The sequence below is a fragment of the Mesorhizobium sp. B2-3-14 genome, from assembly GCF_006442175.1.
In the GTDB taxonomy this organism is placed as follows: domain Bacteria; phylum Pseudomonadota; class Alphaproteobacteria; order Rhizobiales; family Rhizobiaceae; genus Mesorhizobium; species Mesorhizobium australicum.
In genome coordinates, this window is sequence record NZ_VFVP01000015.1 from 1 (window position 1) to 24776 (window position 24776).

The following is a 24776-nucleotide window of genomic DNA, read 5'->3' on the forward strand; positions in this document are numbered from 1 at the left end:
CCGGAATCGGCCTCGTTCGAGGCGACGAAGGCCTGGTTGTCTGGCAGCGTGTCGACATTGACCGGCTGGCGGTTGACGTAGACCAGCGGGATCTTGGCCGCGGCCGCCGCATCCGACATCGCCTGCGTGGCCGAGGTGTCGACCGGGTTGACGATGATGGCGTCGACGCCCGAAGCGGCGAAGTTCTTGATCTGGTCGAGTTGCTTGGCGACGTCGTTCTGCGCGTCCTCGACCTGCAACTCGACGCCGCTCATGCCCTTGGCCTGCTCGATCATGCCGTTGCGCAGCACGGTGAGGAAATTGTCGTCGAACTTGGCCATCGAAACGCCGATCTTGGCGGCAAAAGCTGACGAACTCATCAGCGCCGCGAAAGCGACGCCCAAAAGCAGTTTCTTCATTGTGTCTCTCCTCCACATATTGGTGTCCGGCTGCACCGATTGAACCGGAATCCCCGATCTGACCAGGGAATCTCTCCGCCTCTCGTTCCGGTCTTGAAGCCACCATCCCGATATTCGAAGGCAAATGAAAAGATTACCCCGCGCTGAAGCCAGCGGTGCTCCTTAAATCGATCCGCAACGATAATTGCAGTCCATGCATATTCTGCAACGATCTGTGAGTCAATTCGCTTTCAATTTTCTTAAAGGAGGGACCCGATCTGCAAATTTCATTGCGAGGGCAGACCGCATCATCTGCCTGCTCTGCAATCGAAATCATGCTGCCGCCGCCAACATCTCTACCATGGCGAGAGGCAAGAAGAGGACTGGAACCCAATCTGCGAAGTAGGAGCTATTGCCCGGTGACTATCGGGATGCGCGGGTCAACGCCGTTGTTCTGCAAGCGCGCCGCCAGCGCTACGGTTAGCGCCTGAGCAAGGCACATCGGGGCCGCAAGCGATCTTGAAAAAGTGTATTCGTGCTCGGGCACCGCAAAAAGCACGCGTGCGCCCTTGGTCAACGGCGACAAGGTGCTGTCCGAAATCGCCACGATGGGGATGCCCCTGCTGGCAACCTCTTCAACGACATTCACGACCTCGTTTGCATAGAAGCGAAACGACACTGCGAAAAGCACATCCTGTGGGCGGATCGCACGGGCCATATGCGTGGCCAGCCCGCCGCCAGGGTCCAGCAACGTGCATCGCTTGCCCAGCATCGTGAGTATGTAACGCAGGAGTTCGACCACCGGCGCCGAGCGTAATTGCCCGATCAGATAGATGACGTCGGCTTTCTCAAGAAGGTTGACGGCTTCGGCCAAGTCCTCCGGCGGGATAGCTGTCAGCATCTCCTGCAGCGAGGCGATATCACGGACCACCAGATCGTGCATCAGAGCGAACTCGCTGCGGTCGGTTCGCGCGCCCAATTCCGTCTCCAGCGCCTTGATGCGCGCCTCAAAGCCGGGCGCCGCGGTGGACAATCGCTTCTGGAAAAGGGTTTGAAGATCCTTGAACCCCTCATAGCCCAGTGCCTGGCCAAAGCGCACGAAGCTCGATGCGTGAACGCCGCTGCTTTCCGCGATCGCGGTCACCGATCGCACCGCGACATCATTCGGGTTCTGCGTGAGATACAAGGCAATCTTCTGGTATGACTTGCTCATTTGTTCATACCGATCGTGGATCAAGCGGATGAGCTCCTCGTAGTCCTTTGGCGCTTTGACTTTCTCTTCCACAACCAGCATCCTTGCAATTTTCGTTGCATGATGGCTTCTTTGTGCTGGGTTTACCAGCAGAGAATTCCGACTCGAAAACCGTGAGCCGGTTCTGCCGTTGCCATCATTTGCAATGGTGCTTGCAAAAAAGCAAATTCTGCAATAGGTATTGAATACGTCATTCGGCATGATGTTGCCGCGATGCCCGGAGGAGTCAAATGTCAGTGGTCCGTCTGACCATGGCGCAAGCCCTGGTCCGCTATCTTTGCAATCAGTTCACGATCGTCGACGGGGAGCGAGTTCCGCTCTTTCCCGGCGTCTTCGCCATCTTCGGGCACGGCAACGTGACCTGCCTATCGGAAGCGCTGGAAGCGGTCCAGGATCGGTTACCAACGTGGCGCGGGCAGAACGAGCAGTCGATGGCTCTCGCGGCAATCGGCTTCGCAAAAGCCAAGCGCCGCCGCCAGATCATGGTGGCCGCGACCTCGATCGGCCCGGGTGCCCTGAACATGGTCACCGCCGCCGGTGTCGCCCATTCGAACCGTTTGCCGGTGCTGCTGCTGGCCGGCGATACGTTCATCAATCGCCGCCCCGACCCGGTCATGCAGCAGGTCGAGCACTTCGGCAATCCGACCATCAACGTCAACGACGCCTTCAGGGCGGTGACTCGCTACTGGGACCGCATCGTTCATCCCGAAGGCATAATCTCCTCGCTGCCCCAGGCAGTCGCCACCATGCTGGATCCGGCCGATTGCGGTCCGGCATTCATCGCACTGCCGCAGGATGTGCAGGAGATGGCTTGGGACTACCCAGAGGAATTCTTCGCCGAAACGATACACGCGATTCCGCGACCGCGCCCCGACGCCAATCGGCTGGCTGAAGCGGTGAAGCTGCTGAAAGGAGCCAAGCGCCCGCTTATAATTTCCGGCGGCGGCACCCGTTACTCCGGCGCCGAGCAGATGTTGGCCGACCTTGCCCTCATCCACGGCATTCCGTTGTGTGAGACGATCGCTGGCAAGAGTACTGTCAGCCACAATCATGGTGCTTATGTCGGGCCGATCGGCATCGTCGGCTCGACCTCGGCCAACGCGCTGGCCGCCTCGGCGGACGTGATCGTCGCCGTGGGTACGCGCCTAATGGATTTCACTACCGGCTCCTGGAGCGCTTTCGCGCAAGACGCCAAGTTCATATCCATCAATGCAGCCCGATGGGACGCCACCAAACATCGAGCTCTGGCGGTGGTTGGCGATGCCTTGGCCTCGATCAACGAGTTGGGGGCGGCGCTGGAGGAGTGGCAGGCGCCAAAGGAATGGACCGAGAAAGGCCGTGCTGAGTTCGCCAAGTGGAACAAAGCGCTGGACGGGTACCAGCAGCCGACCAACCAACCCGTTCCCAGCTACGCCCAGGTCATCGGCATAGTGAATGCACGCGCAGGCGAACGCGACCTGGTCATCACGGCCGCGGGCGGCCTCCCGGGCGAGGTCATGAAGAATTGGCGCGTCAAGTCGCCCAATACCTTCGACTGCGAATTCGGCTTCTCGTGCATGGGCTATGAGATCGCCGCAGGTTGGGGTGCCGCCATGGCTGACCCGACGAGAACGCCGATCGTGATGGTCGGCGATGGCACTTACATGATGATGAACTCGGACATCTATTCGACCGTCCTTTCCGGCCATAAAATGGTGGTGATCGTCTGCGACAATGGCGGCTACGCCGTCATCAATCGTCTTCAGAATGCAAAGGGCGCGGCGTCCTTCAACAACCTGATCAAGGATTGCCGTGTCAAGGAGCCGTTCAGCGTCGATTTTGTGAAGCACGCCGAATCGATGGGCGCGCTCACTCGGCGCGTCGACAGCCTCGCGGACCTCCCGCAAGCCGTCGATTGGGCCCTCGGAACGGACCGGACTACGGTCATCACGCTGGTGTCCGATGGTTTCACCTGGACGCCCGGCGATGCCTGGTGGGATGTAGGTGTGCCCGAGGTAAGCGTCAGGCCGCAGGTACGGGAAGCGCATGCGGAACAGGCTCAGGCTCGCAGGAAGCAGCGCGTAGGCGTCTGACTTCATCGCGAAACATCCCTCTCTTCGAACTCACGCTCGTGCTGCCGCATTGGCGACGACAAACACCGAATAGAGCGACTGCCGCGCCGTAATGAACAGGCGGTTGCGCTTGGCCCCGCCGAAAGTGAGGTTCGCCACCGTCTCCGGAATGCGGATCTTGCCGATCAGCGTGCCGTCGGGATCGAAGCAGTGGACGCCGTCGCCGGCGCCCGCCCACACACGCCCGGCCGTATCCACCCTGAACCCGTCGAACAGGCCAGCGCTGCAGGTGACGAAAACGCCGAGTTCCCCGAGCGTCGCACCTTCGACGGCGAACTTGCGGATGTGCCGCGGCCCGTCCTTCTGGTGCGTGATGCCGGTGTCGCCGACATACAGGATGGCCTCGTCCGGCGAGAAGGCGAGACCGTTTGGCTTGGCCATCGTCGAGACGACGCGCGCCACCTCGCCGGTGACGGGGTCGGCGCGATAGACGTGGCAGCCCTCGATCTCCTGTCCGGCGTGATCGCCCTCATAGTCGGTCGCGATGCCATAGGGCGGATCGGAAAACCACACAGTGCCATCCGAGCGCACCACGACGTCGTTGGGCGAGTTCAGCCGTTTGCCCTCGAACCGGTCGGCGATCACCGTGATCGATCCGTCATGCTCGGTGCGGGTGACGCGGCGCACGCGATGCTCGCAGGTGACCAGCCGCCCCTCCATGTCGACGGTGTTGCCGTTGGCGTTGCTGGAGGGCGCACGGAACACCGAAACCACGCCGTTGGTATCGTCGTAGCGCATGATGCGGTCGTTCGGGATGTCCGAAAACACCAGATACCGGCCGGCCGCGAACCATGCCGGACCTTCCAGCCAGCGCCCGCCCGTCCACAGCCGCTCGACCGCCACATGGCCGACGAAACAGCTCTCGAACCGCTCGTCGAGAACCTCGAAGCCAGTGCCCTCTATGTCTCCGAACATGCCTCATCCTCCGCAAAACCGGAGCTATCGATAGCCTTCGCGGCGAGCCATTTTCAAGACTTGACCGGCAAAAATGTTAGCGATAACATCGGCGCCAATTTAGATCCGTTTGTTTGGCTTGGGAGGGCCATGGATGCGGCCCAAGCTCATAGAATTCATCGACATCTCCAAGCGGTTCGGGGGCACCCTGGCGTTGAAGTCGGTCTCGCTCGACATCCACGAGGGTGAGATCGTTGCGCTGCTCGGCGAGAACGGCGCCGGCAAATCGACTCTCATCAAGACGCTGGCCGGCATCTACAAGCGCGACCAGGGAACAATCCGGTTTCGCGGCGAGGACTACCACCACCGCCCGCCACGCCCGAACCAGCCGCAGAAGGTCGCCTTCATCCATCAGGATCTCGGCCTCATCGAATGGATGACGGTGGCCGAGAATGTCGGCATGGCGCAAGGCTTCTCGCGCCGCTCGGGCCTCATAGACTGGCGCGACACCGAGCGTCGTGCCGAGAGCGCCCTGGCCCTGGTCGGCTGCGCCTTCGATCCGGCGACGCGCATCCAGGATCTTTCGCGCACCGAGAAATCGCTGGTTGCCATCGCCCGCGCGCTCGCTACCGAAGCCGACGTGCTGGTGCTCGACGAGCCGACGGCAAGCTTGCCCGCGGATGAGGTCGAACGCCTGTTCCAGGCACTGCGACCGTTGCGCGAGCGCGGCGTCGGCATGATCTATGTCTCGCACCGCCTGGATGAAGTGTTCCGCATCGCCGATCGGGTCGCCGTGATGCGGGACGGCCGCATGGTGGCGGTCAAGCCGGTCGCCGAGACGACGCCGCAGGAACTGGTCGATCTCATCGTCGGCCGCCCGGCGCACCAGATGTTCGCCAAGTCGCGCTGGCAGGACGGACCCGAGCGGCTGAAGGTCGAGGATTTGCGCTGCGGCAATGTCGGACCGGTCCAGTTCGAGGCGCGGTCTGGCGAGCTTCTGGGACTGGTCGGCCTGCGCGGCGCCGGACAGGAAGTCGTCGGGCGCGCGCTGTTCGGCACCGAGCCTTTCGAGGGCAGTGTCTCACTCGACGGCAGGCGCCTCGAGCTGTCCTCGGTCGGCGCCGCTCTTGCCGCTGGTGTCGGACTGATCGCGCGCGACCGCACCGAGGAGTCGGTGGCGTTGTCACTCTCCGTGCGCGAGAACATGTATCTCAACCCGTCCGCGGTCGGCCGCGGGCTGTTTTCCTTCATGAAGCCGGCGCGGGAGAGCGAGCTGACGCAGGCGCTCGGCGCGCGGCTGGGGCTGACGCCAAACGATCCGCATCTGCCGATCGAGGCGCTGTCCGGCGGCAACCAGCAGAAGGTGGTCGTCGGCCGCTGGCTGGCGACGGGACGCAAGCTGCTGATCGCCGAGGATCCGACGGCGGGTGTCGATGTCGGCGCCAAGGCCGAAATCTATCGGCTGATCGCGGCAGCTGTCGAAGCCGGGCTGGCGGTCGTCGTCGTTTCCACCGATTTCGAGGAAGTAGCGCATATCTGCCATCGCGCGCTCGTCTTCTCGCACAACCGCATCGTGCGCGAACTGGCCGGCGATGCCTTGACGACTGCGGCGCTTATCCATGCCGCCTCCGTGTCCGAAGCCGCCTGAGGAGTATCCATGAACTCGATCAAATCGACGGCGCTGGAGCCGACCCGCTCGGAACTCTCAGGGCTCAGCTTTGGCCAGAAGGCGGCGCGCTACCTGCCGGTCTACGGCCTGCCGATCCTGACGCTGCTGCTCATCCTGCTGTTCTCGCTGCTCCTGCCGCGCACCTTCCCGACGCTGCTGAATTTGCGTTCCATCGTCTCCGACAAGGCGATCATCGCCTTGCTGTCGCTGGCGGCGATGATCCCCATGGCCTCGGGCCGCATCGACCTGACGGTCGGCTACGGCATCGTGCTCTGGCATATCCTGGCCATCAGCCTGCAGACCGCCTTCGGCATCCCCTGGCCGATCGCGGTGCTCATCGTCCTGCTGCTCGGCGTCGTCACCGGCTTCATCAACGGCCTGCTGGTCGAGGTGGCACGCATCGATTCCTTCATCGCCACGCTCGGCACCGGCACCGTGCTCTATGCACTCGCCATGTGGTACACGGGCGGCCGGCAGGTTGTCGGCGTGCTTCCCGAAGGCTTCCTCGCCCTCAACGGGACGATGCTGTTCGGCCTGCCGATCACTGGCAACTACGTGATCGTCCTGGCGCTGGTGATGTGGCTTGTGCTCGAATACATGCCGATCGGCCGCTACCTCTACGCCATCGGTGCCAATCCCAAGGCTGCAGCGCTCAACGGCATACCGGTGCAGAAATTCGTCATGGGCGCCTTCGTCGCCTCGGGCGCGCTGACGGCGCTTGGCGGCGTGCTGCTCGCCTCCAAGCTCCGCATCGGCCAAGCCAGCGTCGGCCTTGAATATCTATTGCCGGCGCTGGTCGGCGCCTTCCTGGGATCGACCACCATCAAACCCGGCCGCGTCAATGTCTGGGGCACGATCATCGGCGTCGTCATCCTCGCCGCCGGCATTTCCGGCATCCAGCAGTTCGGCGGGTCGTTCTGGGTCGAGCCGCTGTTCAACGGCGTCACCCTGCTCGTCGCCATCGGCATTGCCGGCTACGCGCAGCGCCGTCGCGGCGCGGTCGTGCCGCTTCCACCCAGCCACCAGCCAACCAACAAAGACAAATGACAATGCTTAATGGGAGAAGAAACATGCATCGCAGAACAGTCCTTCAGCTCGGCGTCGCCTGCCTAGCGCTTGCCATTGCCTCGAACGCCCTGGCCGACCCGATAGCCGACGCCAAGGCAGTGGTCGACAAATATGCCAGCAAGGTCGACAAATGGGACGGCCCGACGACCGGACCGAAGGGCGCGGCCGGCAAGACGATCGTGGTGCTTGGCGCCGACATGAAGAACGGCGGCATCCTTGGCGTCACCAAGGGCGTCGAGGAAGCAGCGGCAGCCCTCGGCTGGACCGTCAAGACACTTGACGGCGCCGGCTCCATCGGCGGCCGCACCGCGGCCTTCGGCCAAGCGCTGGCGCTCAATCCCGACGGCATTATTATCAACGGATTCGATGCCGTCGAGCAAAAGCCGGCGCTGGAGCAGGCCAGGGCGGCCAAGATTCCGATAGCGGCATGGCATGCCGCGCCGACGGTCGGCCCGATCGACGATCTCGGCATCATCGCCAACGTCTCGACCGATCCAATGGAAGTGTCGAAGGCTGCCGCCGACTGGGCTTTTGTCGACGCCAAGGGCAAGCCCGGCGTCATCATCTTCACCGACTCGACCTACCAGATCGCCATCGCCAAGGCCGACCGCATGAAGAAGGAAATCGAGGATCTCGGCGGCAAAGTGCTCGAATATGTCGACACGCCAATCGCCGAGACCTCGCAACGCATGCCGCAGCTCACCACCTCGCTGCTGCAGAAATACGGCGACCAGTGGACTCACTCATTGGCGATTAACGACCTCTATTTCGACTTCATGGGACCGTCACTGGCGGCGGCCGGAAAGTCCGGCACCGACGCGCCGATCAACGTGGCGGCGGGCGACGGTTCCGAATCGGCTTACCAGCGCATCCGCTCCGGCCAGTTCCAGAAGGTGACGGTTGCCGAACCCCTGAACCTGCAAGGTCGGCAGCTCGTCGATGAGCTCAACCGCGCCATGGCCGGCGAGAAATGGTCTGGCTACATCTCGCCGCTGCATGTTGTGACGTCGGACAATGTCGAATTCGACGGCGGGCCGGATAACCGGTTCGATCCGGGCAACGGCTACCGCGACCAGTACAAGAAGATCTGGGGCAAATAGGCGCCGACGAGTACCTCTGCCAACGGGCAGGACGGTCAACGGCCGGCGGGCAACCCGCCGGCCGTTCTGTTTTGCCCAGTCTCAGGCCGTATGACGCGCGATCACCTTCGGCGTCATGCCGACGACCACCCGGTCGTCAGGCGCCCGGCGCCCGTTGAGCAGGTCGAGCACGAGTTCGGCGACACGGATTCCGATCTCATGCGCCTCCACATCGATCGTGGTGATCGACGGCACCGACTGCTCGGCGAGGTCATAAGCGCCGAAGCCGGCGATCGCGACATCCTCGGGGACGCGGATGCCGCGCCGCAGGCATTCCATAAGCGCCCCGAAAGCGGAAAGATCCGAAACGCACATCACCGCCTGGGTGTCCGGCCAGCGCGAAATCATCTCGACCATGGCGGTGGCGCCCTCGCGCATCGATATCGGCGGCACGCCGGAGGCAATGATGCGCGACCCATCGAGGCCGCGTTCCTGCAGGGCCGCGACGAAGCCGCGCCGGCGATCGAGGCCACGCGTGTCGCGCGATGTGTCGCCGCCGATGAAGCCGAGCCTCGAATAGCCGCGTGCGACGAAATGGTCGACCATCAGCCGTCCGGCTTCGGCATTGGAGAAGCCGACGACGTGACCGATCGGATCGTCCGGCAGGTCCCAGGTCTCCACCACCGGGACGCCGGCATTCTCCAGCATCTTGCGGCAGCGCGGCGTGTGCCGTCCGCCGGTGACGATGATCGCCTCCGGCCGTCGCCGCACCAACTGGCCGACCAGGCGCTCTTCCTCCTCGACATTGTAGTCGGTGAAGCCGAGCAGGATCTCCAGCCCACTGTCGCGCAGGCCCTCGGTCATGCCGCGCACCGTGTCGGCGAAATTGGCGTTGTTGATCGAGGGTATCGTCACCGCGACAAAACCGGATCGGCGTGACGACAGGTTCGCCGCAATGCTGTCGAAGACATAGCCGAGCTCTTCCGCCGCCCGCATGATGCGGTCGCGCGTCTCGACGCTGACCGAGGTATCGCGCTTGAAGGCGCGCGACACGGTCATCGTCGAGACGTTGGCGCGACTGGCGACATCTGCCATGGTGGGGCGTTTTGGTGAAGGCTGCATGGCCGTACGTTATCGATATCACGACGGAATGCAACGCACCGCCCAGGCTCACGCGAAGGCGATCTGAACTTTCAACGCCTGGCTGCGGTCGTTGGCGATTTCGAAGCCTGACAGCGCCTCGGCGAATGCCACGGTGTGGGTGATCAGAGGCTTTACGTCGATGAGCCCCTTGCGCATCAACACAACGCCCACGGCGAATTCCGGATGGAAGCGGAACGACCCCTTGATGGACAGTTCCTTGGCGGTGACCACCGACATAGGCAATGCCATCTCCGCACCACCAAGGCCGAGCTGAACGATCGTGCCGCGCGGCCGCAGCGCCGCGATGCCTTGCGCCAGCGCCGCCGCCGCGCCCGAGCATTCATAGAGGATGTCGAACGTTCCCTTGTCAGCGAGATATGGCGCCAACCCGTCCGGATCGGTCCGGGTGTTGATCGCCTTGTCGGCGCCGGCGCGCAACGCCATCGCCAGCGTGAAATCGGTGATGTCGACGGCGACGATTTCGGCGGCGCCGGCGCGCCGCGCGCAGAGGATCGACAACAGGCCGATTGGCCCGCAACCGGTCACCAGAACGCGCTTGCCTAGCACCTCACCAGCCCGACGCGTCGCGTGGAGGCAAACAGCCAGCGGTTCGGCCATCGCGGCTTCGCCTGATGTCAGACCATCGGCCGGCACGCATTGCGGTGCGTCCGCCACAAGCATTTCACGGAAGGCGCCCTGGATATGCGGGAACGGCATGGCGCTGCCATAGAAGCGCATGTTGAGGCACTGGTTGTGCATCCCTTCCCGGCAGTACCGGCAGCTGTAACAGGGCCGCGACGGCGAGACCGCGACCAGTTGGCCAGGCCGCAGTCCGTCGACGCCGGGGCCGAGCTTTTCGATGACGCCGGAGACCTCATGGCCGAGAATCATCGGCTCTTTCAGGCGCACCGTTCCGAAGCCGCCATGATTGTAGTAGTGCAGGTCGCTGCCGCATATGCCGCCGGCGGCTAGACGCAACAGCACCTGCCCCTGGCCCGGCGCCTCGACCGGACGGTCCTCGATGCGCAGGTCCTTCGCGGCGTGGATGACGATCGACTTCATGGTCAGTGAACTCCTCGGGCAATACTAGGAAAAACGTGCAGCGGTTTTCCGTCCGAATCCGCGTAGGACAAGCCTAAAGCACCGGCGTGAGCAGCGGCTGGCCGGCGAAATGGGCGGCAAGATTGTCGCGCACCAGTTTGCCCATGGCCTTGCGCGTTTCGATGGTGCCCGACGCATGGTGCGGCTGCAGCAACACATTGTCGAGCGCCAGGAAGCGCGGATTGAGCTTCGGTTCGCCTTCGAACACATCGAGCGCGGCGGTGCCGAGCACCTTTGCCTCGAGCGCGTCGAGCAGCGCATCCTCGTCGATGTTGGATGCGCGCGAAATGTTGATCAGCATGCCGTCCTCGCCGAGTGCCGCAAGCACATCCTTGTTGACGATGTGGCGCGTCGCGGCCGATGCGGCAAGCGTTACGAACAGGAAGTCCGAACGCCTCGCCAGCTCGACCGGATCGGCGACGAACGTCCAATCCGGGGCGAAATCCTTCTGCGCGACGTCGCTGTAGGCGATGTCCATGTCGAAGCCGGCGAGACGCTTGGCCACCTCGTAGCCGATGCGCCCAAGACCGAGCACGCCGGCCCGCCGGCCCCAGACGCGACGCTTGAGCGGGTAGAGCCCCTTCGCCGCCCAGCTGCCGTCGCGCACCCACCGTTCGGCGCCGATCATGCCGCGCGACAGGCACAGCATCATGGCGATGCCGAGATCGGCGACGTCGTTGGTCAGCACGTCCGGCGTGTTGGTGACGCGCACGCCTCGCTCCCGGCATGCCTCGAGATCGACCGCATCGAAACCGACGCCGTAGACGGAAACAACCTCAAGCGAAGGGCACGCCTCGATCATGGCGCGGTTCGCGCCGAGCTCGCCACGCGTGGCTATGCCGCGCACTTGCGCCCCGATCCCGGCGAGGAAAGCCTGCTTGTCGTCGGCCGCGAAATAGCGGTGCACCGTGAAGGCTTCGTTGAGCGGCTCCTCGTCCCATGCCGGATAGGGTCCAACCTGAAGGATGTGAGGCCGCTGCATCGCTCTTCTCTCCACTTGACTTGACAGATGATGTTATCGATAACATAAGACGCTTAGCGACAAGAGGCAATCGGAAAATGTCATCCAATCTGTTCAATCTCGGCGGGCGCACCGCGCTCGTGACCGGCTCCTCTCAGGGCATCGGATTTGCTTTGGCCAAAGGGCTGGCCGAGGCCGGGGCCAGAGTGATCCTGAATGGTCGCGATGAGGGAAAGCTTGTCACCGCGGCCGCGCAAATTCCCGGCGCCATAACGCTGCCCTTCGATGTCACAAACCATGACGCGGTCCGCGCCGCGGTCGATGCTTTCGAGCCGTCCGGCGGCCCCATCGACATCCTGGTCAACAATGCCGGCATGCAGTTCCGTACACCGCTCGAGGATTTTCCCGCCGACGCGTTCGAACGCCTGTTGCAGACCAATGTCGCCAGCGTCTTCCATGTCGGCCAGGCGGTGGCCCGGCACATGATCAAGCGCGGCCGTGGCAAGATCCTCAACATCGCCAGCGTGCAGACCGCGCTCGCCCGGCCGGGTATCGCGCCCTACACGGCGACCAAGGGCGCGGTCGGCAATCTCACCAAGGGCATGGCGACCGACTGGGCCAGGCACGGCCTGCAATGCAACGCCATCGCGCCCGGTTATTTCGACACGCCGCTCAATGCGGCCCTCGTCGCCGACCCGGCCTTCAGCGCCTGGCTCGAAAAGCGCACCCCGGCCGGCCGCTGGGGCAAGGTTGAGGAGCTGGTCGGCGCCTGCGTCTTCCTGGCCTCCGACGCATCATCCTTTGTCAACGGACACATTCTCTATGTCGATGGCGGCATCACAGCTTCGATCTGACCGGCCGCCGCGCATGGTGGTCATGGGCGTCACCGGTTCGGGCAAGACGACGATCGGCGAGGCGCTCGCCCGCGCAATCGCGGCGACATTCGTGGACGGCGACAAGCTCCACCCTGAGGCCAACATCGCCAAGATGAGCGCCGGCATTCCGCTGGACGATGCCGACCGGTGGCCATGGCTGTCCAAGGTCGGCGAAACGCTGCGGCTAGGGCCCTCGCCGGTCATCGTCGGCTGCTCGGCGCTGAAGCGCGCCTATCGCGATTTCATCACCGAGCAGGCGGGTGCGCCGGTGCTGTTCATCCATCTCGACGGCTCGCGCGAGCTGATCTCGAAGCGCATGCATGAGCGCACCGGCCACTTCATGCCGACCAGCCTGCTCGACAGCCAGTTCGCGACACTGGAAGTGCCGGGCGAGGACGAGAATGCGATCGCCGTGCCGATCGACGCGCCGCTCGACGAGATTGTCGGGGACATAACAACGAAATTCGGGGAGCGACCATCATGACCAACGCAGTCGCCTTGATTGGCGCCGGCGCCATGGGCGGGGCAATCGGCGAACGCCTGCTCGCCACCGGCAACCGCCTTTTCGTGTTCGATCTCGACAAGGCTAAGGTTGAGGTGCTGCTCGCCAAAGGCGCGACCGCCATGGCGAGCGCCGCCGAGGCAGGCGACGCTGCCGACTACGTCATTCTCAGCCTCAACTCGGCGGCCATCGTGCGCCGCGCCGTGTTCGGCGATGGCGGCGTGGCTGCCGGGGCAAAACCCGGCACGCTGATCATCGACATGTCCTCCATCGAGCCCGACGCGACGCGCCAATTCGCCGCCGACGCCAGCGAGAAGGGTTTGCGCTGGGTCGACAGTCCGCTGTCTGGCGGCGCGCCCAAGGCGCTGACCGGAGAATTGACGCTGATGGCCGGCGGCGAAGCCGAGGACGTGGCCGACGCCCACATGGTGCTGCGCCACGTCGCGACTAACTACACGCATATGGGCCCGGCCGGAGCCGGCCAGACGACCAAGCTGATCAATCAGGTGCTGTGCGCGCTGAACTTCATGGCCGTCGCCGAAGCGACCAAGCTGGCGCTCGACGCCGGCGTCGACGCGCTCAAGATCCCGCAGGCGCTGAAAGGCGGCCGCGCCGACAGCGCCATCCTGCAGGAATACCTGCCGCGCTTCGCCACCCGCGACTACCGGCGAACCGGCCGCATCGACAACATGGTGAAAGACCTCAACGCCGCCCAGGACCTGGCGCGGCGCACGCACACCGCAATGCCGCTGACGGCCGTCTGCGCCGAGGTGCACCGGCTATTGACGGCCGCAGGGCTGGGCGGCGAGGACCAGGCCGCACTGATGGAATTTTTCCAACGCAAGGATGAGGAACCGAGCAGATGATCACGCGCTATGCGTTGTTTGAAGGCAAAGTGAAGGAAGGTCAGATCGAAGCGTTCCGCAAGGACGTGATTGAGACGGTTCTGCCGAAGTGGAAGGCCTTCCCGGGCGCACTCGACGTTCGAGTCAGCTTCGCGGAAAAACGAGACGACGGGGCGCCTGAATTTCCGATGATCCTGGCTATCAACTACCCAGATATGGCGGCCGTCGATGCGGCTTTGGCCAGCCCCGTACGCGCTGAATCGCGTGCCGCGACAGAGGCAGTGTTGTCCAGGTACTTCGAGGGTCGCATTCACCACCACGTCACCATCGCCAACGAGTTTTCATTGGCCGGACATTGACGGATATCGGGACGAAGATTCTATACCTATCAGCGCTCGATAGGAGACGCAGTGTAGAACGCCGTGAGGTCGGTTTGGTGCAGTCTTTGAGTAAGCATGCCAAGTCAGGCCGAACACCGCCGCAACGCGAAGTATGGCCCATTTGGCGAGCACTCCTCCGCACGTATTTTGCCGAACTTTCCGTTGTCGACGCGTTCGACGCAGGCTTCGATCGGTCTAAAATTGGCCTTCAAAGGCTGACGTAGCGATGTCGGCTTCTGGACGACGGCAATAGCCGACTGAATGACCAAGGTGCAGGCGCAAAGCTGCCGTTGCGAGTGCCCGCGACGCGATCGATCACCTTGCGGTAACATATCCGGCCTACGCAGTTTCTAATTTGGGTCCTCCAAGCCGTGAGCATTGCAAGCGTTTAGCGGGCAGCTGGGATTTTCATGATCTGGCCAAGAACGAAAATAGCCGCCCCGGTTAGACCGGGACGGTTATTGATTTAGGATGAAAGTGGTTGCGGGGACTGGATTTGAACCTGCTGACCCACTTGCGAACTCGCTTCAACAGACGAACTCAATTGCAGTGATGTATTTCTGTAGCGCTATGGCGACTCTATCCCCTGCATCGGATGGCATGACGGGGGGACCATCTGCGCCAGATGAGGGCAATTGCTACAGATTGTTTCAGGTGCGATGGCATTGCGCGAACAGAGAAATGATCGGGAACCGAACCAATCCACAGAAATACTTTGTTGGTATTTTTGTTGGTTAGCTCTGCCATTGCCCGGGTCATAGCCATTTGAAACGAAAACGAGATTTCTTGGCTTGGATTCCGCCTCTGGGCACCATCACCCTCCTAAGGTGTTGACTTAGCTGAAAAACTAGCAAAATTAGGTGCTTAGGCTGCCCGAGTGCCACACACGGGTGTTACACATGGTCCTAGCAATGAGCCGTCCTGTCAAACATCGTAAGACCGGCGTTTACTGGTTTCGAAAGCGCCTACCGGCGGACGTAGCCGCGCTGACGGGCCGCAAGGAAGTCAACAAGACGCTTGGAACGAAAGACCCCGAAGAGGCCAAGCGAAAATACGCAGAGGTGCTCGCGGAGTTCGACGCTGATTGCTCCCGACTTCGGCTCGGTGCCGCGCGTGGCGAGCTGAACGAACAACCGGCTGTAGGAATCGAGCCCTTAAGACGTCCCATCACGGACCGCGAGGCGCACTCCCTCGCCCAGACGGTCCACGACGAATGGCTCAAAAGATTCTATGAGAATCCCAGCGAGCAGTTGCACTGGCATACCGACTTCTATGAGGGCATGTGGACGGAATATCCCCTACCTTCGACTGATCCGATTCCGGGAGTGGAAGGGATCTCTGACCCCATTCCTGGAACTATGCCGATCGAAAACATTTTTTGGAAGTCGATGAGGGCCGGATGCATTAGCAGGGCCAAAGACCTCCTTTCCGATAACGGCTTTTCGAACGATCCATGGAGCATAACAAAGACAGCGCGGGCGGTCGGTGCTGCATTCCAGCGAGCCAGCCTGACGTTGCAAAAGCTTGAACGCGGCGAATATGGGGCTGAGCTCCAGCCAGCCGAGCGAATTCATCATTCTGCAGATGCCAAATCAGCGGACAATCGATCATTCAAAGCGACGACTACTGAGACGAAATCTGATTCAGCCACGCTGACGGGGTTGGTCGAAGGTTGGTGGAAAGAAAACAAGGCGGCTGGCCGGAAACCGAGTACCTATGAGAGCTACCGTAATGCGTTTGCCTATCTTGCTGATTTCCTCGGCCACGACGATGCGGCGAAGGTAACAGCCAAGGACGTGATAGGATTCAAAAATCACCGCCTCAGCACACCCTCTCCTAAGACCGGAAAAATGGTTTCTGCGAAGACCGCTCCTCTGCCGGACCGTCGCCCTCGTGCGTGGGTGGAAGCCATTCATAGGCTGTCTGATACCCATGGGGGATCTTCTTGATCTCGGCATAGAGTGCGGTGTCGAAGGGCTTTTCAGTTAGATCGACGCCCGAACAAACGAATTCAGTCTCTTTAGGCAGGAGAAGGTTCTCTTCTCGACGTTCCTGACTCTCGGCCGAGGACGCACGTCGTGAGCGTCACGCTATCGGTATTGAAACGGCGGTACTCATCGTAGTCGATGGACAGGTCTCCCAGACTGAACACTGCTCCGCTGCCAGTGATCGGGTTCAGCAGGTCGGCTTGAACCTTGGTGTTTTGGTCTACTAGATCGACTGGAACAGAGAAGCCAGTTTCCCTGCAACTGGCACTCGATCCGAGGGTCGCCTGAAGTTCGGTGGGTGATTTCTGGAGCTGGGCGGGCCATCAAAGGCGTGGGCGATAGGGGCAAACGCAATCAAGGTGACTGCCGCCCCCGTGAGTCGAATCGCGACCATGGGAATCTCTGTTCGTTTCGGTGTGAATTGCTATGAATGCCGGTGCCAGCATCGTCAATCATCAGGTGTCGCGTCAATCCGGCCCAACGTTGTCAATGGACATCAAGTCACTTCGATGCGATGGACAAACGCCTAACCGAGTATCTGGCCGATCATTGCCCCTATACCAGCTGCTATTAAGTTTCCAGCAGCGCCCTCGGCCACTGCTTTGATGGATTGGAGCGCTGCTTTTATCTTTGATTGAGACGGCTGCGACTGTCTCGCTTCCTGTTCGAGTACAGACAACGGTTCAGCAATTTCCTCTTGCTGCTTCGCAGGTAGCGCGGCGATTACCGGTCGAATTTGTTCCAGTAAGTCCGATATTTTGCTCATGGAAATCGCAGAGGCAATGTTCACTGAGTTGTCCGTTGAACCAATGTTCACCCGCGAGTTTGCACCGTGGAAAATGTTGGTGATGTTCTGAATGACTGCTTGGGGGGACGCCGCTGGCAGATTTGAACGCATGACTTTGACCTGATAATGCGGCTCTATCCCGGGAAGGCCCCCAAAAAATCGAGGGTTGTCCACGACAAAATCTTCTACTAAACCACTTGGCAGCTTGCGGAGAAAATGGTCCCCCTGTTCGATCGGCAAATCTTGGGCAAACGTCGTGATTTGCTTTTCTGTAACGAGGCCGGGAATGTTGTCGCGAAACAATGACCCGTCTTTCTTGATCAGGGATAGCTTATCGGTCATCATTGATTTCAGTGACATTTCTTTTCCCTCGATCTCAACGGTCGCCTGACAGTAGATATCAGAAAGTCCAGCAATTCGAGATTCAATATCTGAGTTCCGGCCGCCCTCCCACCGACCCCGATCCCTCTCGGGGGGGAAATCAAAACCATTTCCCCTTAAAATTCGGTCCTTCTCAATAGCCGCTCGGCGTATCGCGGCGGCAAATTGCGCAATAATCCCACTAACCTCCTTCAGGGCAAGCTGTTTGGTTTGGATCGGGTATTTCGGCAGTTCCTGCTCAATTTCATCAAAAATTAAGCCAACCTTCTTGCGCAAATACCGCTGGATAGTTTCCCAATAAATCTGCTGCGTGGTTCCCCAAAATGTGACACCACCATACGTCATCATCCTGCCATCAAATGTGTCAATCTCAACTGGGCCGTCTTTGCCGATAAAATGCCATTTGAAAAACCATTCGTTCTGCATGCGACGGTATTCGTCGTCGAGGGCGATGGCGAGGCGAGAAGCGATGGGTGTCAATCCGCTCACTTGTGTTCCTTGCGTCGTGGCGACAGCCAAATAGTGCCTTCAACATAGATAAGCCAAGACTCATCGGTGAGGTTCAGGAATTCTTGTTTCGATTTTTATAAGGGATTGAGCGCGCCAAGTCCGCCGGTGCCTATACGGGGGGCAAAGCCCGGATTGATCAGAAACGCGTCAGAGAGATGCACAGCGGCAAGATGGGTGTCTCGGATATTGCGAAGGCAGTCGGATGCTCAAGAATGCAGGTTTACCGGATCATTCAAGATATAGAGTGAGGCTAGATAGCTTCTGGCTCGAGCCCGATAAATCGGACGACGACATTGTAACTCATGGCGGCGAGGTTAAGGGCTTCATCCCTCAAGGAAATCTTACTAAAAAAGGGAATATTAAAATTCCCGTTTGCCCTTGGGGCATCCGCCATCCAGAATTCAATCGTCCATTTTCGATCGTCGTTCTCGTTTACTTCGCGAAGACGATTTGCAAGGTGTTCGCCATTTCTGTCCAAAACGAGATCATACAATGCAGTCCAAGCTGCCGGAAACCTTTTGAACTGCTGCGCAGAGTTGCCGCCCTGCTTGAAGAAATGACTCAGGACATTCGAGCGCCTTGAGTTCTTTTTGACATGAATGAATCGCTTTCCCTCGATGTCCAGTATGTCGCAAGGCTCAAAGCCTGACCGTTGGATCCCGGGTATCTCCACGGACGATAAATCCAGCAGCAGGTAGCCAAGCGCCACCGCCCTTTCGGCGTTGTAGGATGCCTCTGATTGATAATTTCCGTTCCCATGCTGGTCGTAGATCTTGCGCAACGGCACTGGTTGGATTTCCCAATCTTGGATCACATCAAGAAACGACGCCTCTATTGAGAGCCTGAATGGCTCATCAACCCTGTACCATTCGCCTTCGTTGACTGCATATCGGGCGTCATTTAGTGTTGCAGAGCCCACTAGGGCCGATCTAATTGACCAGCGCTGTTCTGGACGGCCATCGTCGTAAACTGCGGCAATCTTGTGATCGCGCAGCGTTTGGGTATCTAGCTGAGCAAGCCGGTCTCCCATGGCAGCACAATAGTTTCGGAGGAGAAGATCGGGATACCTCCGCCGCAGCCCCGGCCCCAAAAAACGGTATGCGGCACCGTCATCTTCATAGTGAACCGGCAATCCCAGTTCAAAATCGTCATGTCCTTGCCGGATGCTCTGAGCCGCGCTTTCATCGAGAGCGGCAATCAGAATTCGATCAGTCACCGGCGTCACAACATCTAGAACTTTGAAACTTGTATGCGTGTATGCGTCGGACCCATAGTACTCCAACGCCTCATCAGCGAGCTCAGGTAGGTCTTCGATCGTGAGGTCGCCGGACACTCGCAGACCGCGCGAACCAGTCATACTATCTGCCGTAGCTTCCATCCGGGTACTGCCACCAATTTTTCTCACAAGATCGAGGGCGTCGTCCAATCCGAAGGACTTGAACTCACGTTGGAACGGAGAGTGCGAGACTGCTCGCATGGCGTCTCCTAGGTTGGCGCGGTCGAGGCGCTTTAATTTCCCATCGTCAACGGCATTAATCGCGGCTCGAATGCCAAAATCCCCTTCGAGGTTATCTTCGTTCAGATACATCCATCCATGAGCAAAGCTCGATGCGAAAAGCCGGTCACTCACACGAAAAATAAGGAGGGCACAGGAGGACCTTGTCTCTATCCGGCCCGGGATTTCAAAGTTCTGTCGCAGGTCACGGAGCCACGGGGGAGTACTGTCCTCTCCGATGAAAACGTAAAGCCGCGAACCGTCGCCAAATTCTGGGGCTTCGACGACGCGAGTGGACCTTGCGGCGAGCTTCTCTCTTGCGCCCTCGGATAACAAATCTGCGAAGTCGGCAAGATTTGGCTTTGCCAAGTAAATTGTATAGGTTTTCTTCGCCAAAACTGGCCCCCTCCTGCCATCTTTGTCTACGATACGAAGCGCATTGAACTCCTTGTTAACGCGGGGTGCAATGACTATTGCGAGTAAGGGAACCCGAATGGATACCGAAACGACCGTTATCCCTGCTGTCAGCAACGATCAGTGGCTTAATGCTCTGACCGCTGCAAACTCATGGCGGGGACGTTGCCTCGATATATTTGCGCGGATTGAGGCAGCCGCGAGCGAAACACTTATGGTGCTGGCGAATACGCCGACGCGTGGAGCTGTGGTGAAACTGCCTCATCTGGTCGGACAGCGCTTCGAAGAATTGGGGACTTTGATCGGACCGACTGGAGCTTTTGCTTCGGAAGGGAAGGCATCCGCAGCAGCGCTGTTGGCCTTCCGTCCGCATGAGGGCTTGCGCTCGTCGCTGGCCCACGGTGTCGGTAAGGTTGTGCTTGACCGACAAGGGAATTGGTTGCTCGTACTGAGGACGCTTGCGTTCCGATCAAAACAGCCGCAACGCACAGTTCTTGTTATTGAACAGAACGAGGCTGACGAAATAGTCAAGTCGCTCCAAACCACTGGTGGGCGACTCGTTTCGGACCTAGCGAACCTGCGACAAGCCCTCAACGCGAAGTGAATGTTCGGGCGGGCCGTGGGTGCTGTCACCGGGCTGGCGCTAACAGCCCTCCAGTGTGGCTTCAGGCATCGACGCGATCATTTCCTCGAAAATCGCAAAGAAATTTGACAGGTTTTCGGCGTCACCTTCCCTGCCACTATGGTCCCGTTGATCTTCAACAGGATAGTAGATCATTGCAGCTTCTGATGCTCTGATCTCCTCGGCTGAGATATCTGTTATGCCCCAACGCAAATGCTTGTTCTCGCGCCTACGACCACGCCACCCTAGTTCGTAGAAGCGCTTCATGTAGGCGTTTACGAAGGCCAGATTGCCCGTTTGATTCAGGACTGCCTTGAAACGCGGATTAATCTTGAGCGTCTGACTACCGTCGATTTTAGTATGACGCTCCAATGCTTTCGCATCCAGTTCAGATGTGCCGACAACCATAAGAGGAAGCGAACTTCCGCCAACCGGAATAATAGCATCGAATGCACTGCGCTTTGCCACGTGCCGCTCATTCCAGCCAAGCGCGTTAAGCCGAGGATAAACGAGATTGTCGAGCAGATTGCGACAGGCCGGAGATACGAGCGAGCGAAGCCGGGTTGGTGTAACAAGCTGCATTTTCTCCGGCACGAAATCGCTCGTGACATTTGCACCCTTTACCAACCCCTGATCGGCACCCGGCCGGAAGTATTTTACGTGCCAATGGAAACCGATCGGATCCGGATTAACGATTGCATACGCTACTGGGCCGTCATGCACGTTGTGCGCAAAGGATTCCGCCGCGGTAAGATCGGATGCGTTGAAGTAATCCGACACCAGCATGATTCCAAAGTTTCCGGAACCCAGTCTCGCTGCCATTTTCGACACAATCGAGCCCCCAGGACCGCATCAGCCTGAACCGCGACCAGCCACTCGCCGATGCATTCGTCAAGGCTGACTGCGTTTGTCTGAAGGGAAAGCTGAGGTTTGGTCTGCTCGAAGCCTGTAAGGAATCGATGCGTATAGCGGACGATCTCCCGCCAGTTCATTGTCATCAAGGCTTTGCGGTAGCGCGCGAGTTGGCCGTGCCAAACTTGTGTTCCAGATTCGAGCGAGAAATTGAACTTTACCTCGATAAGCCAGACCATTCCCGTCTCATCTACGGTCATCAAGTCCGCGCTTCCGTTTCCCCCGCCGCGACCAGCATCATGCAGTGTAAGCTCATGAGCCCAAAACAATGTGTGAGCCGCCGGTGTGCCCCGAAACAAAGCGGGGAAGGCGTCGGGATTATCGATAAGGCGCTGGTGGAAATCGGCCTCGTTCGCGAAATGCCGAGACATTAGATTCACCCAGCTGCACGACGGACACATTCCTCGATGGTCGAACGGATAGGATGGCCAAAGGCTAAGCTTGGTGCCCTCAGGGGGGATTGTCCCTATTTCACCGCACCCCCGCATAGCCATCGTCTTCATACCTTGGCCTTTCGCCACCCAGCCCACCACGCCTCCCATTCGGAGCAGAACCATCTCTCGCCTCGAGCCGAATTAATGCGTGTTGCCGAGTAATATTCTTGACCGGGCACGTGATAGATGTGCTCGCCGCGATCATTGATGTTTCCTTTGATGTCACAGCCCACTCTGCGCACGACGACGGAGGTCGTTGAAGTGCCGGGGTAATGAACATTTGGAAGTGAGTGCCCGGCGTCTGTCGCGACATAACCGAGGGACGCCGTGCCAAGCAGAGCTAAAGAAATAGGAAATCGAGCGCGCAGAAGGGGAGGCCACCATGACCTTGGTCGCCGGTGAGCCCACGGCTGACTAGGCTTCCCCATCCCATCTCTCCCGAGGAGGAGAGTGCGCTGAATTGAGCGAAAAGTCCAGAAACGGGAACTAGATCATCCTCTGCATAAAATGTGTACATACCGAGGTAGACGCACACGCGTGACCGCTCTAGGAGTTCCCACTCAGCCAAAAAGGGGGACAACGTGCCGCTGAAGGAACAGGACGTCGTTGACGCGATTGAGAAATGGCTAAACGCAAACGGCTTCTCGGAGGTGAACGCCATTAAGGCCGGAGCGCGGGGTTATGACATCGCTGCCAAATGTGTTGAGACGAGCCAACGTTGGCTGATTGAGGCAAAGGGCGGCGCGTACTCGGGAGCCGATTCCTCGAACGACGCTTGGTCAAGAACTGGCGCGGCGTTCTTGATGACCGCGGGATGGCGGTTTCAGAAAGACATTCCAGGTGAGCGGTTTGCCATTGGCATCCCATCTTCTCGCTGGTTCGATATACATCTTGGCCGGATATCGCCAGCGCTCGAGTACCTCGGCATTTCAGTATTTCAGGTAGACGACGACGGAAAGGTGAATTTTACAGAGAACCGTCACCGACCCGAGTAGGTGGCCGCTGCGGACAAGCGGCTATTCGGCGCTGTCCTCATCGCTTTCGTCGGCGGGGACTTCATCATCAGGCGCTGCCTGTTGCTCCTCGACGTAAGCCTGACAGCCTTCGTTGAAGGATTGGCTGTTGCCGACGCAGTCGTCGGCGTCCGAGATGTCATTTCGCTCGGCCCAGTCGTATCCGGCTTGGTGCCCGGAACAGTCTGAGGTGCAGTCGTACCCGTCGAAGGTCTGCTGCGCCACGGCAGGACAGGCCATAAGGCTTAACCACACGATAGCGCCAAAGGCGGCCGACCTGCTCATCGAGATACCGGACTAAGCCGTCTTCCGCCGCGCGGCAGGCTTCTTGGCTTTGGCTGCAGGTTTCTTTGGGGTAGCTTTTGCAGCCGCTTTTCGGCCGAGGCCTGAGGATTTCGCAAGGGCGGACCGCTGAGCAGCATAGTTTGGTGCCACCATCGGGTAATCTCGCGCCAAACCCCATTTGGACCTGTACTCCTCCGGCGTCAGCGCATAGTGGACGTTGAGGTGCCGTTTGAGGGATTTGAATTTCTTACCATCTTCCAAGCAGACGATGTGGTCCGGGAATACAGATCTCTTTGGATTAACCGCGGGAATGAGTTCACGCTCGGCTGCCTTCGAAGGCTGTCTGATGCCGAGCAAGGCAGAATTAACGCTGGTGATCAAATCGGGAAGGCCACCGGCAGGAACGGCGTTCTTTTGAACGTAGGCCGCTACAATATCTGCGGTCAGCCCTAAGAGGTTTGCATCTGTTTGGCTGTTCATATCCGCCGCCACACTCGTTCTCCTCATTGCTTTCCTGCTTCTTATTCGCGAAATTCGTGAGGCGCAACGATCAGTGCGCGTCAAATTTTAACTGCGGGGGTTTCCACACTGACTAAGCGTTCACGGCGGCCGCTCCATGAGCATTGGCGCAGAAAATATCGGCACAGTCGCTACGCTCGACATCTAGATCGGCGCGAACTCAACAAACGACTTCGAGATATCTTCCTCAATTTGCTCAGGTTGACGCCTGAGGCAAAGATAGGGGTGGCTCCTGTAGACGACAACGACGGCGTGTGGTGGATGAAATGGACACATGTACTTGAGGAGATGGTCTTTCGCTATGGACCTTACCCCAACGGATTTGATCGAGACGTCCTGCATTCTGAACCCCTGCCAAACTACGCGTCAGAACTCGCGGCCAAGGCAGCGTCTCGACTTTCGTCCTTGGGTCTCCTTCGGGGTTCGGTCTTTCTGAAACTCGGGAGGCGAATTTACATGGAGGATCTGCTCAATCTTGGTAAGCTTAGGTTGCAACCTGCGAGCTTCTTCTCACGTCCCGAGCTAAATCAAGCTGTTCGCGATGACGAATTGACTTTACCGCTGTCGTTTTCCCTGACGAAGGAACAGTTGAAAGCCCTAGTGGCCAATCCGCAGGACGTTCCTGAGTCGGTGGCGGAACATCGTCTTGACATCGAATTTTCATCCTCGGCAGATTTTTGGATGTACTGCGTAACGCAATCGGTTGAGCCGAGACTCGTTGTAGACTTTGAGGCAGAGGCCTGCGTCCTTATTCGAAACCGTCATGAATTCCGCGAGCGCCTAATCGAAGGGGCGCGCGATGCAACAGGTGACGCAGCCACGAGGGCAGGAGCAGCTATCTATGTTGATCCGCTGTTGCCGAATACCTCGAAGATTTTTGTGCCTCTCAGCAAGCCCTTCGGATACACCTATCAGGATGAGTACCGATTTTGCTGGCTTCCTCAACCCGCGAGGCCGCGCCTAGATCCGCTGGACATCAACATCGGGCCAATTGACGATATCGCAGAGCTGATTGTCTTGTGATTGTGCCAATGCGTCAGTCTGACCCGACGTGTGCTCAAACGACCTATCTGTCGAAATCGCTCTAGGAGATAGTTGACAGCAAGGATGGGCAGGCTGCCCGCGCCACGACTGAAAGTGGGGGCCACTAATCAGGCGC

At 59.6% G+C, this 24776-nt stretch carries 24 protein-coding genes; 12 read left to right on the forward strand and 12 right to left on the reverse strand.

The features are described 5' to 3' along the window. Both FJ950_RS26905 and FJ950_RS26910 read right to left on the reverse strand, forming a co-directional pair. On the reverse strand, positions 1 to 398 hold a 398-nt coding region (locus FJ950_RS26905), incomplete at its 3' end, for a substrate-binding domain-containing protein (RefSeq protein ID WP_140619899.1). A gap of 388 nt (positions 399 to 786) precedes the next feature. Continuing rightward, entirely contained in the window at positions 787 to 1830 is a 1044-nt protein-coding gene (locus tag FJ950_RS26910; RefSeq protein ID WP_246681377.1) for a MurR/RpiR family transcriptional regulator, read from the reverse strand. Positions 1831 to 1859: 29 nt separating this feature from the next. On the opposite strand from FJ950_RS26910, the gene iolD reads away from it, so the two are divergent. After that, a complete protein-coding gene (gene iolD / locus FJ950_RS26915; protein ID WP_140619903.1) occupies positions 1860 to 3701 on the forward strand; it encodes a 3D-(3,5/4)-trihydroxycyclohexane-1,2-dione acylhydrolase (decyclizing) in 1842 nt (613 codons plus the stop codon). A gap of 30 nt (positions 3702 to 3731) precedes the next feature. Here iolD and FJ950_RS26920 read toward each other — a convergent pair whose 3' ends face one another. Next, positions 3732 to 4655, reverse strand: a complete 924-nt coding sequence (locus tag FJ950_RS26920) for an SMP-30/gluconolactonase/LRE family protein (protein WP_140619905.1) — start codon at positions 4653 to 4655, stop codon at positions 3732 to 3734. 133 nt (positions 4656 to 4788) lie between these two features. On the opposite strand from FJ950_RS26920, the gene FJ950_RS26925 reads away from it, so the two are divergent. Genes FJ950_RS26925 through FJ950_RS26935 form a run of 3 tightly spaced genes read left to right on the forward strand, consistent with a single transcriptional unit; the run spans position 4789 to position 8471 of the window. Next, positions 4789 to 6282, forward strand: a complete 1494-nt coding sequence (locus tag FJ950_RS26925; RefSeq protein ID WP_140619907.1) for a sugar ABC transporter ATP-binding protein — start codon at positions 4789 to 4791, stop codon at positions 6280 to 6282. A 9-nt stretch (positions 6283 to 6291) separates the two neighbouring features. Further along, complete coding sequence (locus FJ950_RS26930; protein ID WP_140619909.1) at positions 6292 to 7350, forward strand: ABC transporter permease; 1059 nt, start codon at positions 6292 to 6294, stop codon at positions 7348 to 7350. A gap of 23 nt (positions 7351 to 7373) precedes the next feature. Beyond that, on the forward strand, positions 7374 to 8471 hold the full coding sequence (locus FJ950_RS26935; protein ID WP_140619911.1) for a substrate-binding domain-containing protein: 1098 nt from the start codon (positions 7374 to 7376) through the stop codon (positions 8469 to 8471). An 81-nt stretch (positions 8472 to 8552) separates the two neighbouring features. On the opposite strand, the gene FJ950_RS26940 is transcribed toward FJ950_RS26935, so the two are convergent. The 3 genes from FJ950_RS26940 to FJ950_RS26950 all read right to left on the reverse strand — a co-directional run bounded on the left by FJ950_RS26940 (position 8553) and on the right by FJ950_RS26950 (position 11676). Beyond that, positions 8553 to 9545 carry a LacI family DNA-binding transcriptional regulator gene (locus FJ950_RS26940; RefSeq protein WP_140619913.1) on the reverse strand — a complete coding sequence of 331 codons (993 nt, stop codon included), beginning with the start codon at positions 9543 to 9545 and terminating at the stop codon, positions 8553 to 8555. Positions 9546 to 9620: 75 nt separating this feature from the next. Next, positions 9621 to 10655, reverse strand: coding sequence for an L-idonate 5-dehydrogenase (locus FJ950_RS26945; RefSeq protein WP_140619915.1), 1035 nt, complete (start codon positions 10653 to 10655; stop codon positions 9621 to 9623). A gap of 73 nt (positions 10656 to 10728) precedes the next feature. After that, positions 10729 to 11676: a 2-hydroxyacid dehydrogenase gene (locus FJ950_RS26950; RefSeq protein WP_140619917.1), complete on the reverse strand. Its 948-nt coding sequence runs from the start codon at positions 11674 to 11676 to the stop codon at positions 10729 to 10731. 77 nt (positions 11677 to 11753) lie between these two features. On the opposite strand from FJ950_RS26950, the gene FJ950_RS26955 reads away from it, so the two are divergent. The 5 genes from FJ950_RS26955 to FJ950_RS26975 all read left to right on the forward strand — a co-directional run bounded on the left by FJ950_RS26955 (position 11754) and on the right by FJ950_RS26975 (position 16206). Next, positions 11754 to 12509 carry an SDR family oxidoreductase gene (locus FJ950_RS26955; protein WP_140619919.1) on the forward strand — a complete coding sequence of 252 codons (756 nt, stop codon included), beginning with the start codon at positions 11754 to 11756 and terminating at the stop codon, positions 12507 to 12509. Positions 12510 to 12522: 13 nt separating this feature from the next. Continuing rightward, positions 12523 to 13014 (forward strand): gluconokinase, encoded by a 492-nt coding sequence (locus FJ950_RS26960; RefSeq protein ID WP_246681378.1) that lies wholly within the window; start codon positions 12523 to 12525, stop codon positions 13012 to 13014. After that, positions 13011 to 13898 (forward strand): NAD(P)-dependent oxidoreductase, encoded by an 888-nt coding sequence (locus FJ950_RS26965; RefSeq protein ID WP_140619923.1) that lies wholly within the window; start codon positions 13011 to 13013, stop codon positions 13896 to 13898. The genes FJ950_RS26960 and FJ950_RS26965 overlap by 4 nt, the downstream gene beginning before the upstream one ends. Beyond that, entirely contained in the window at positions 13895 to 14236 is a 342-nt protein-coding gene (locus FJ950_RS26970) for a hypothetical protein (RefSeq protein WP_140619925.1), read from the forward strand. Before FJ950_RS26965 ends, FJ950_RS26970 begins: the two co-directional genes overlap by 4 nt. Positions 14237 to 15168: 932 nt before the next feature. Next, a complete protein-coding gene (locus tag FJ950_RS26975) occupies positions 15169 to 16206 on the forward strand; it encodes a DUF6538 domain-containing protein (RefSeq protein ID WP_140619927.1) in 1038 nt (345 codons plus the stop codon). Positions 16207 to 16771: 565 nt separating this feature from the next. On the opposite strand, the gene FJ950_RS26980 is transcribed toward FJ950_RS26975, so the two are convergent. Further along, positions 16772 to 17902: a hypothetical protein gene (locus tag FJ950_RS26980; protein ID WP_140619928.1), complete on the reverse strand. Its 1131-nt coding sequence runs from the start codon at positions 17900 to 17902 to the stop codon at positions 16772 to 16774. A 271-nt stretch (positions 17903 to 18173) separates the two neighbouring features. Then, positions 18174 to 19814, reverse strand: a complete 1641-nt coding sequence (locus FJ950_RS26990; RefSeq protein ID WP_181171454.1) for a DUF6119 family protein — start codon at positions 19812 to 19814, stop codon at positions 18174 to 18176. Positions 19815 to 19911: 97 nt separating this feature from the next. On the opposite strand from FJ950_RS26990, the gene FJ950_RS26995 reads away from it, so the two are divergent. After that, positions 19912 to 20436, forward strand: a complete 525-nt coding sequence (locus FJ950_RS26995; protein WP_140619934.1) for a hypothetical protein — start codon at positions 19912 to 19914, stop codon at positions 20434 to 20436. A 39-nt stretch (positions 20437 to 20475) separates the two neighbouring features. Here the strand turns inward: FJ950_RS26995 and FJ950_RS27000 are convergent, their stop codons facing one another. Together FJ950_RS27000 and FJ950_RS29940 are read right to left on the reverse strand one after the other, a co-directional pair. Then, a complete protein-coding gene (locus tag FJ950_RS27000) occupies positions 20476 to 21240 on the reverse strand; it encodes a hypothetical protein (protein WP_140619936.1) in 765 nt (254 codons plus the stop codon). A gap of 625 nt (positions 21241 to 21865) precedes the next feature. Next, positions 21866 to 22150, reverse strand: coding sequence for a hypothetical protein (locus FJ950_RS29940; protein WP_246681387.1), 285 nt, complete (start codon positions 22148 to 22150; stop codon positions 21866 to 21868). Positions 22151 to 22381: 231 nt separating this feature from the next. Between FJ950_RS29940 and FJ950_RS27010 the strand changes: the two genes are divergently transcribed. Continuing rightward, positions 22382 to 22795 (forward strand): hypothetical protein, encoded by a 414-nt coding sequence (locus FJ950_RS27010; protein ID WP_140619938.1) that lies wholly within the window; start codon positions 22382 to 22384, stop codon positions 22793 to 22795. 21 nt (positions 22796 to 22816) lie between these two features. Here FJ950_RS27010 and FJ950_RS27015 read toward each other — a convergent pair whose 3' ends face one another. Then, positions 22817 to 23098, reverse strand: coding sequence for a hypothetical protein (locus tag FJ950_RS27015; protein ID WP_246681379.1), 282 nt, complete (start codon positions 23096 to 23098; stop codon positions 22817 to 22819). Between the two features lie 12 nt (positions 23099 to 23110). Continuing rightward, complete coding sequence (locus tag FJ950_RS27020) at positions 23111 to 23578, reverse strand: MucR family transcriptional regulator (RefSeq protein WP_140619940.1); 468 nt, start codon at positions 23576 to 23578, stop codon at positions 23111 to 23113. 495 nt (positions 23579 to 24073) lie between these two features. On the opposite strand from FJ950_RS27020, the gene FJ950_RS27025 reads away from it, so the two are divergent. Next, positions 24074 to 24640 carry a hypothetical protein gene (locus FJ950_RS27025; RefSeq protein ID WP_140619942.1) on the forward strand — a complete coding sequence of 189 codons (567 nt, stop codon included), beginning with the start codon at positions 24074 to 24076 and terminating at the stop codon, positions 24638 to 24640. Positions 24641 to 24776: the final 136 nt, after the last annotated feature.

Excerpts from the sequence above, each read along its gene's own strand:
- FJ950_RS26910 (WP_246681377.1), bottom strand. The coding sequence starts at position 1,830 with ATGCCGAATGACGTATTCAATACCTATTGCAGAATTTGCTTTTTTGCA.
- iolD (WP_140619903.1), top strand. The coding sequence starts at position 1,860 with ATGTCAGTGGTCCGTCTGACCATGGCGCAAGCCCTGGTCCGCTATCTT.
- FJ950_RS26920 (WP_140619905.1), bottom strand. The coding sequence starts at position 4,655 with ATGTTCGGAGACATAGAGGGCACTGGCTTCGAGGTTCTCGACGAGCGG.
- FJ950_RS26925 (WP_140619907.1), top strand. The coding sequence starts at position 4,789 with ATGCGGCCCAAGCTCATAGAATTCATCGACATCTCCAAGCGGTTCGGG.
- FJ950_RS26930 (WP_140619909.1), top strand. The coding sequence starts at position 6,292 with ATGAACTCGATCAAATCGACGGCGCTGGAGCCGACCCGCTCGGAACTC.
- FJ950_RS26935 (WP_140619911.1), top strand. The coding sequence starts at position 7,374 with ATGCATCGCAGAACAGTCCTTCAGCTCGGCGTCGCCTGCCTAGCGCTT.
- FJ950_RS26940 (WP_140619913.1), bottom strand. The coding sequence starts at position 9,545 with ATGGCAGATGTCGCCAGTCGCGCCAACGTCTCGACGATGACCGTGTCG.
- FJ950_RS26945 (WP_140619915.1), bottom strand. The coding sequence starts at position 10,655 with ATGAAGTCGATCGTCATCCACGCCGCGAAGGACCTGCGCATCGAGGAC.
- FJ950_RS26950 (WP_140619917.1), bottom strand. The coding sequence starts at position 11,676 with ATGCAGCGGCCTCACATCCTTCAGGTTGGACCCTATCCGGCATGGGAC.
- FJ950_RS26955 (WP_140619919.1), top strand. The coding sequence starts at position 11,754 with ATGTCATCCAATCTGTTCAATCTCGGCGGGCGCACCGCGCTCGTGACC.
- FJ950_RS26960 (WP_246681378.1), top strand. The coding sequence starts at position 12,523 with ATGGTGGTCATGGGCGTCACCGGTTCGGGCAAGACGACGATCGGCGAG.
- FJ950_RS26965 (WP_140619923.1), top strand. The coding sequence starts at position 13,011 with ATGACCAACGCAGTCGCCTTGATTGGCGCCGGCGCCATGGGCGGGGCA.
- FJ950_RS26970 (WP_140619925.1), top strand. The coding sequence starts at position 13,895 with ATGATCACGCGCTATGCGTTGTTTGAAGGCAAAGTGAAGGAAGGTCAG.
- FJ950_RS26975 (WP_140619927.1), top strand. The coding sequence starts at position 15,169 with ATGAGCCGTCCTGTCAAACATCGTAAGACCGGCGTTTACTGGTTTCGA.
- FJ950_RS26995 (WP_140619934.1), top strand. The coding sequence starts at position 19,912 with ATGGATACCGAAACGACCGTTATCCCTGCTGTCAGCAACGATCAGTGG.
- FJ950_RS27000 (WP_140619936.1), bottom strand. The coding sequence starts at position 21,240 with ATGCTGGTGTCGGATTACTTCAACGCATCCGATCTTACCGCGGCGGAA.
- FJ950_RS27015 (WP_246681379.1), bottom strand. The coding sequence starts at position 23,098 with ATGAGCAGGTCGGCCGCCTTTGGCGCTATCGTGTGGTTAAGCCTTATG.
- FJ950_RS27020 (WP_140619940.1), bottom strand. The coding sequence starts at position 23,578 with ATGAACAGCCAAACAGATGCAAACCTCTTAGGGCTGACCGCAGATATT.
- FJ950_RS27025 (WP_140619942.1), top strand. The coding sequence starts at position 24,074 with ATGGAGGATCTGCTCAATCTTGGTAAGCTTAGGTTGCAACCTGCGAGC.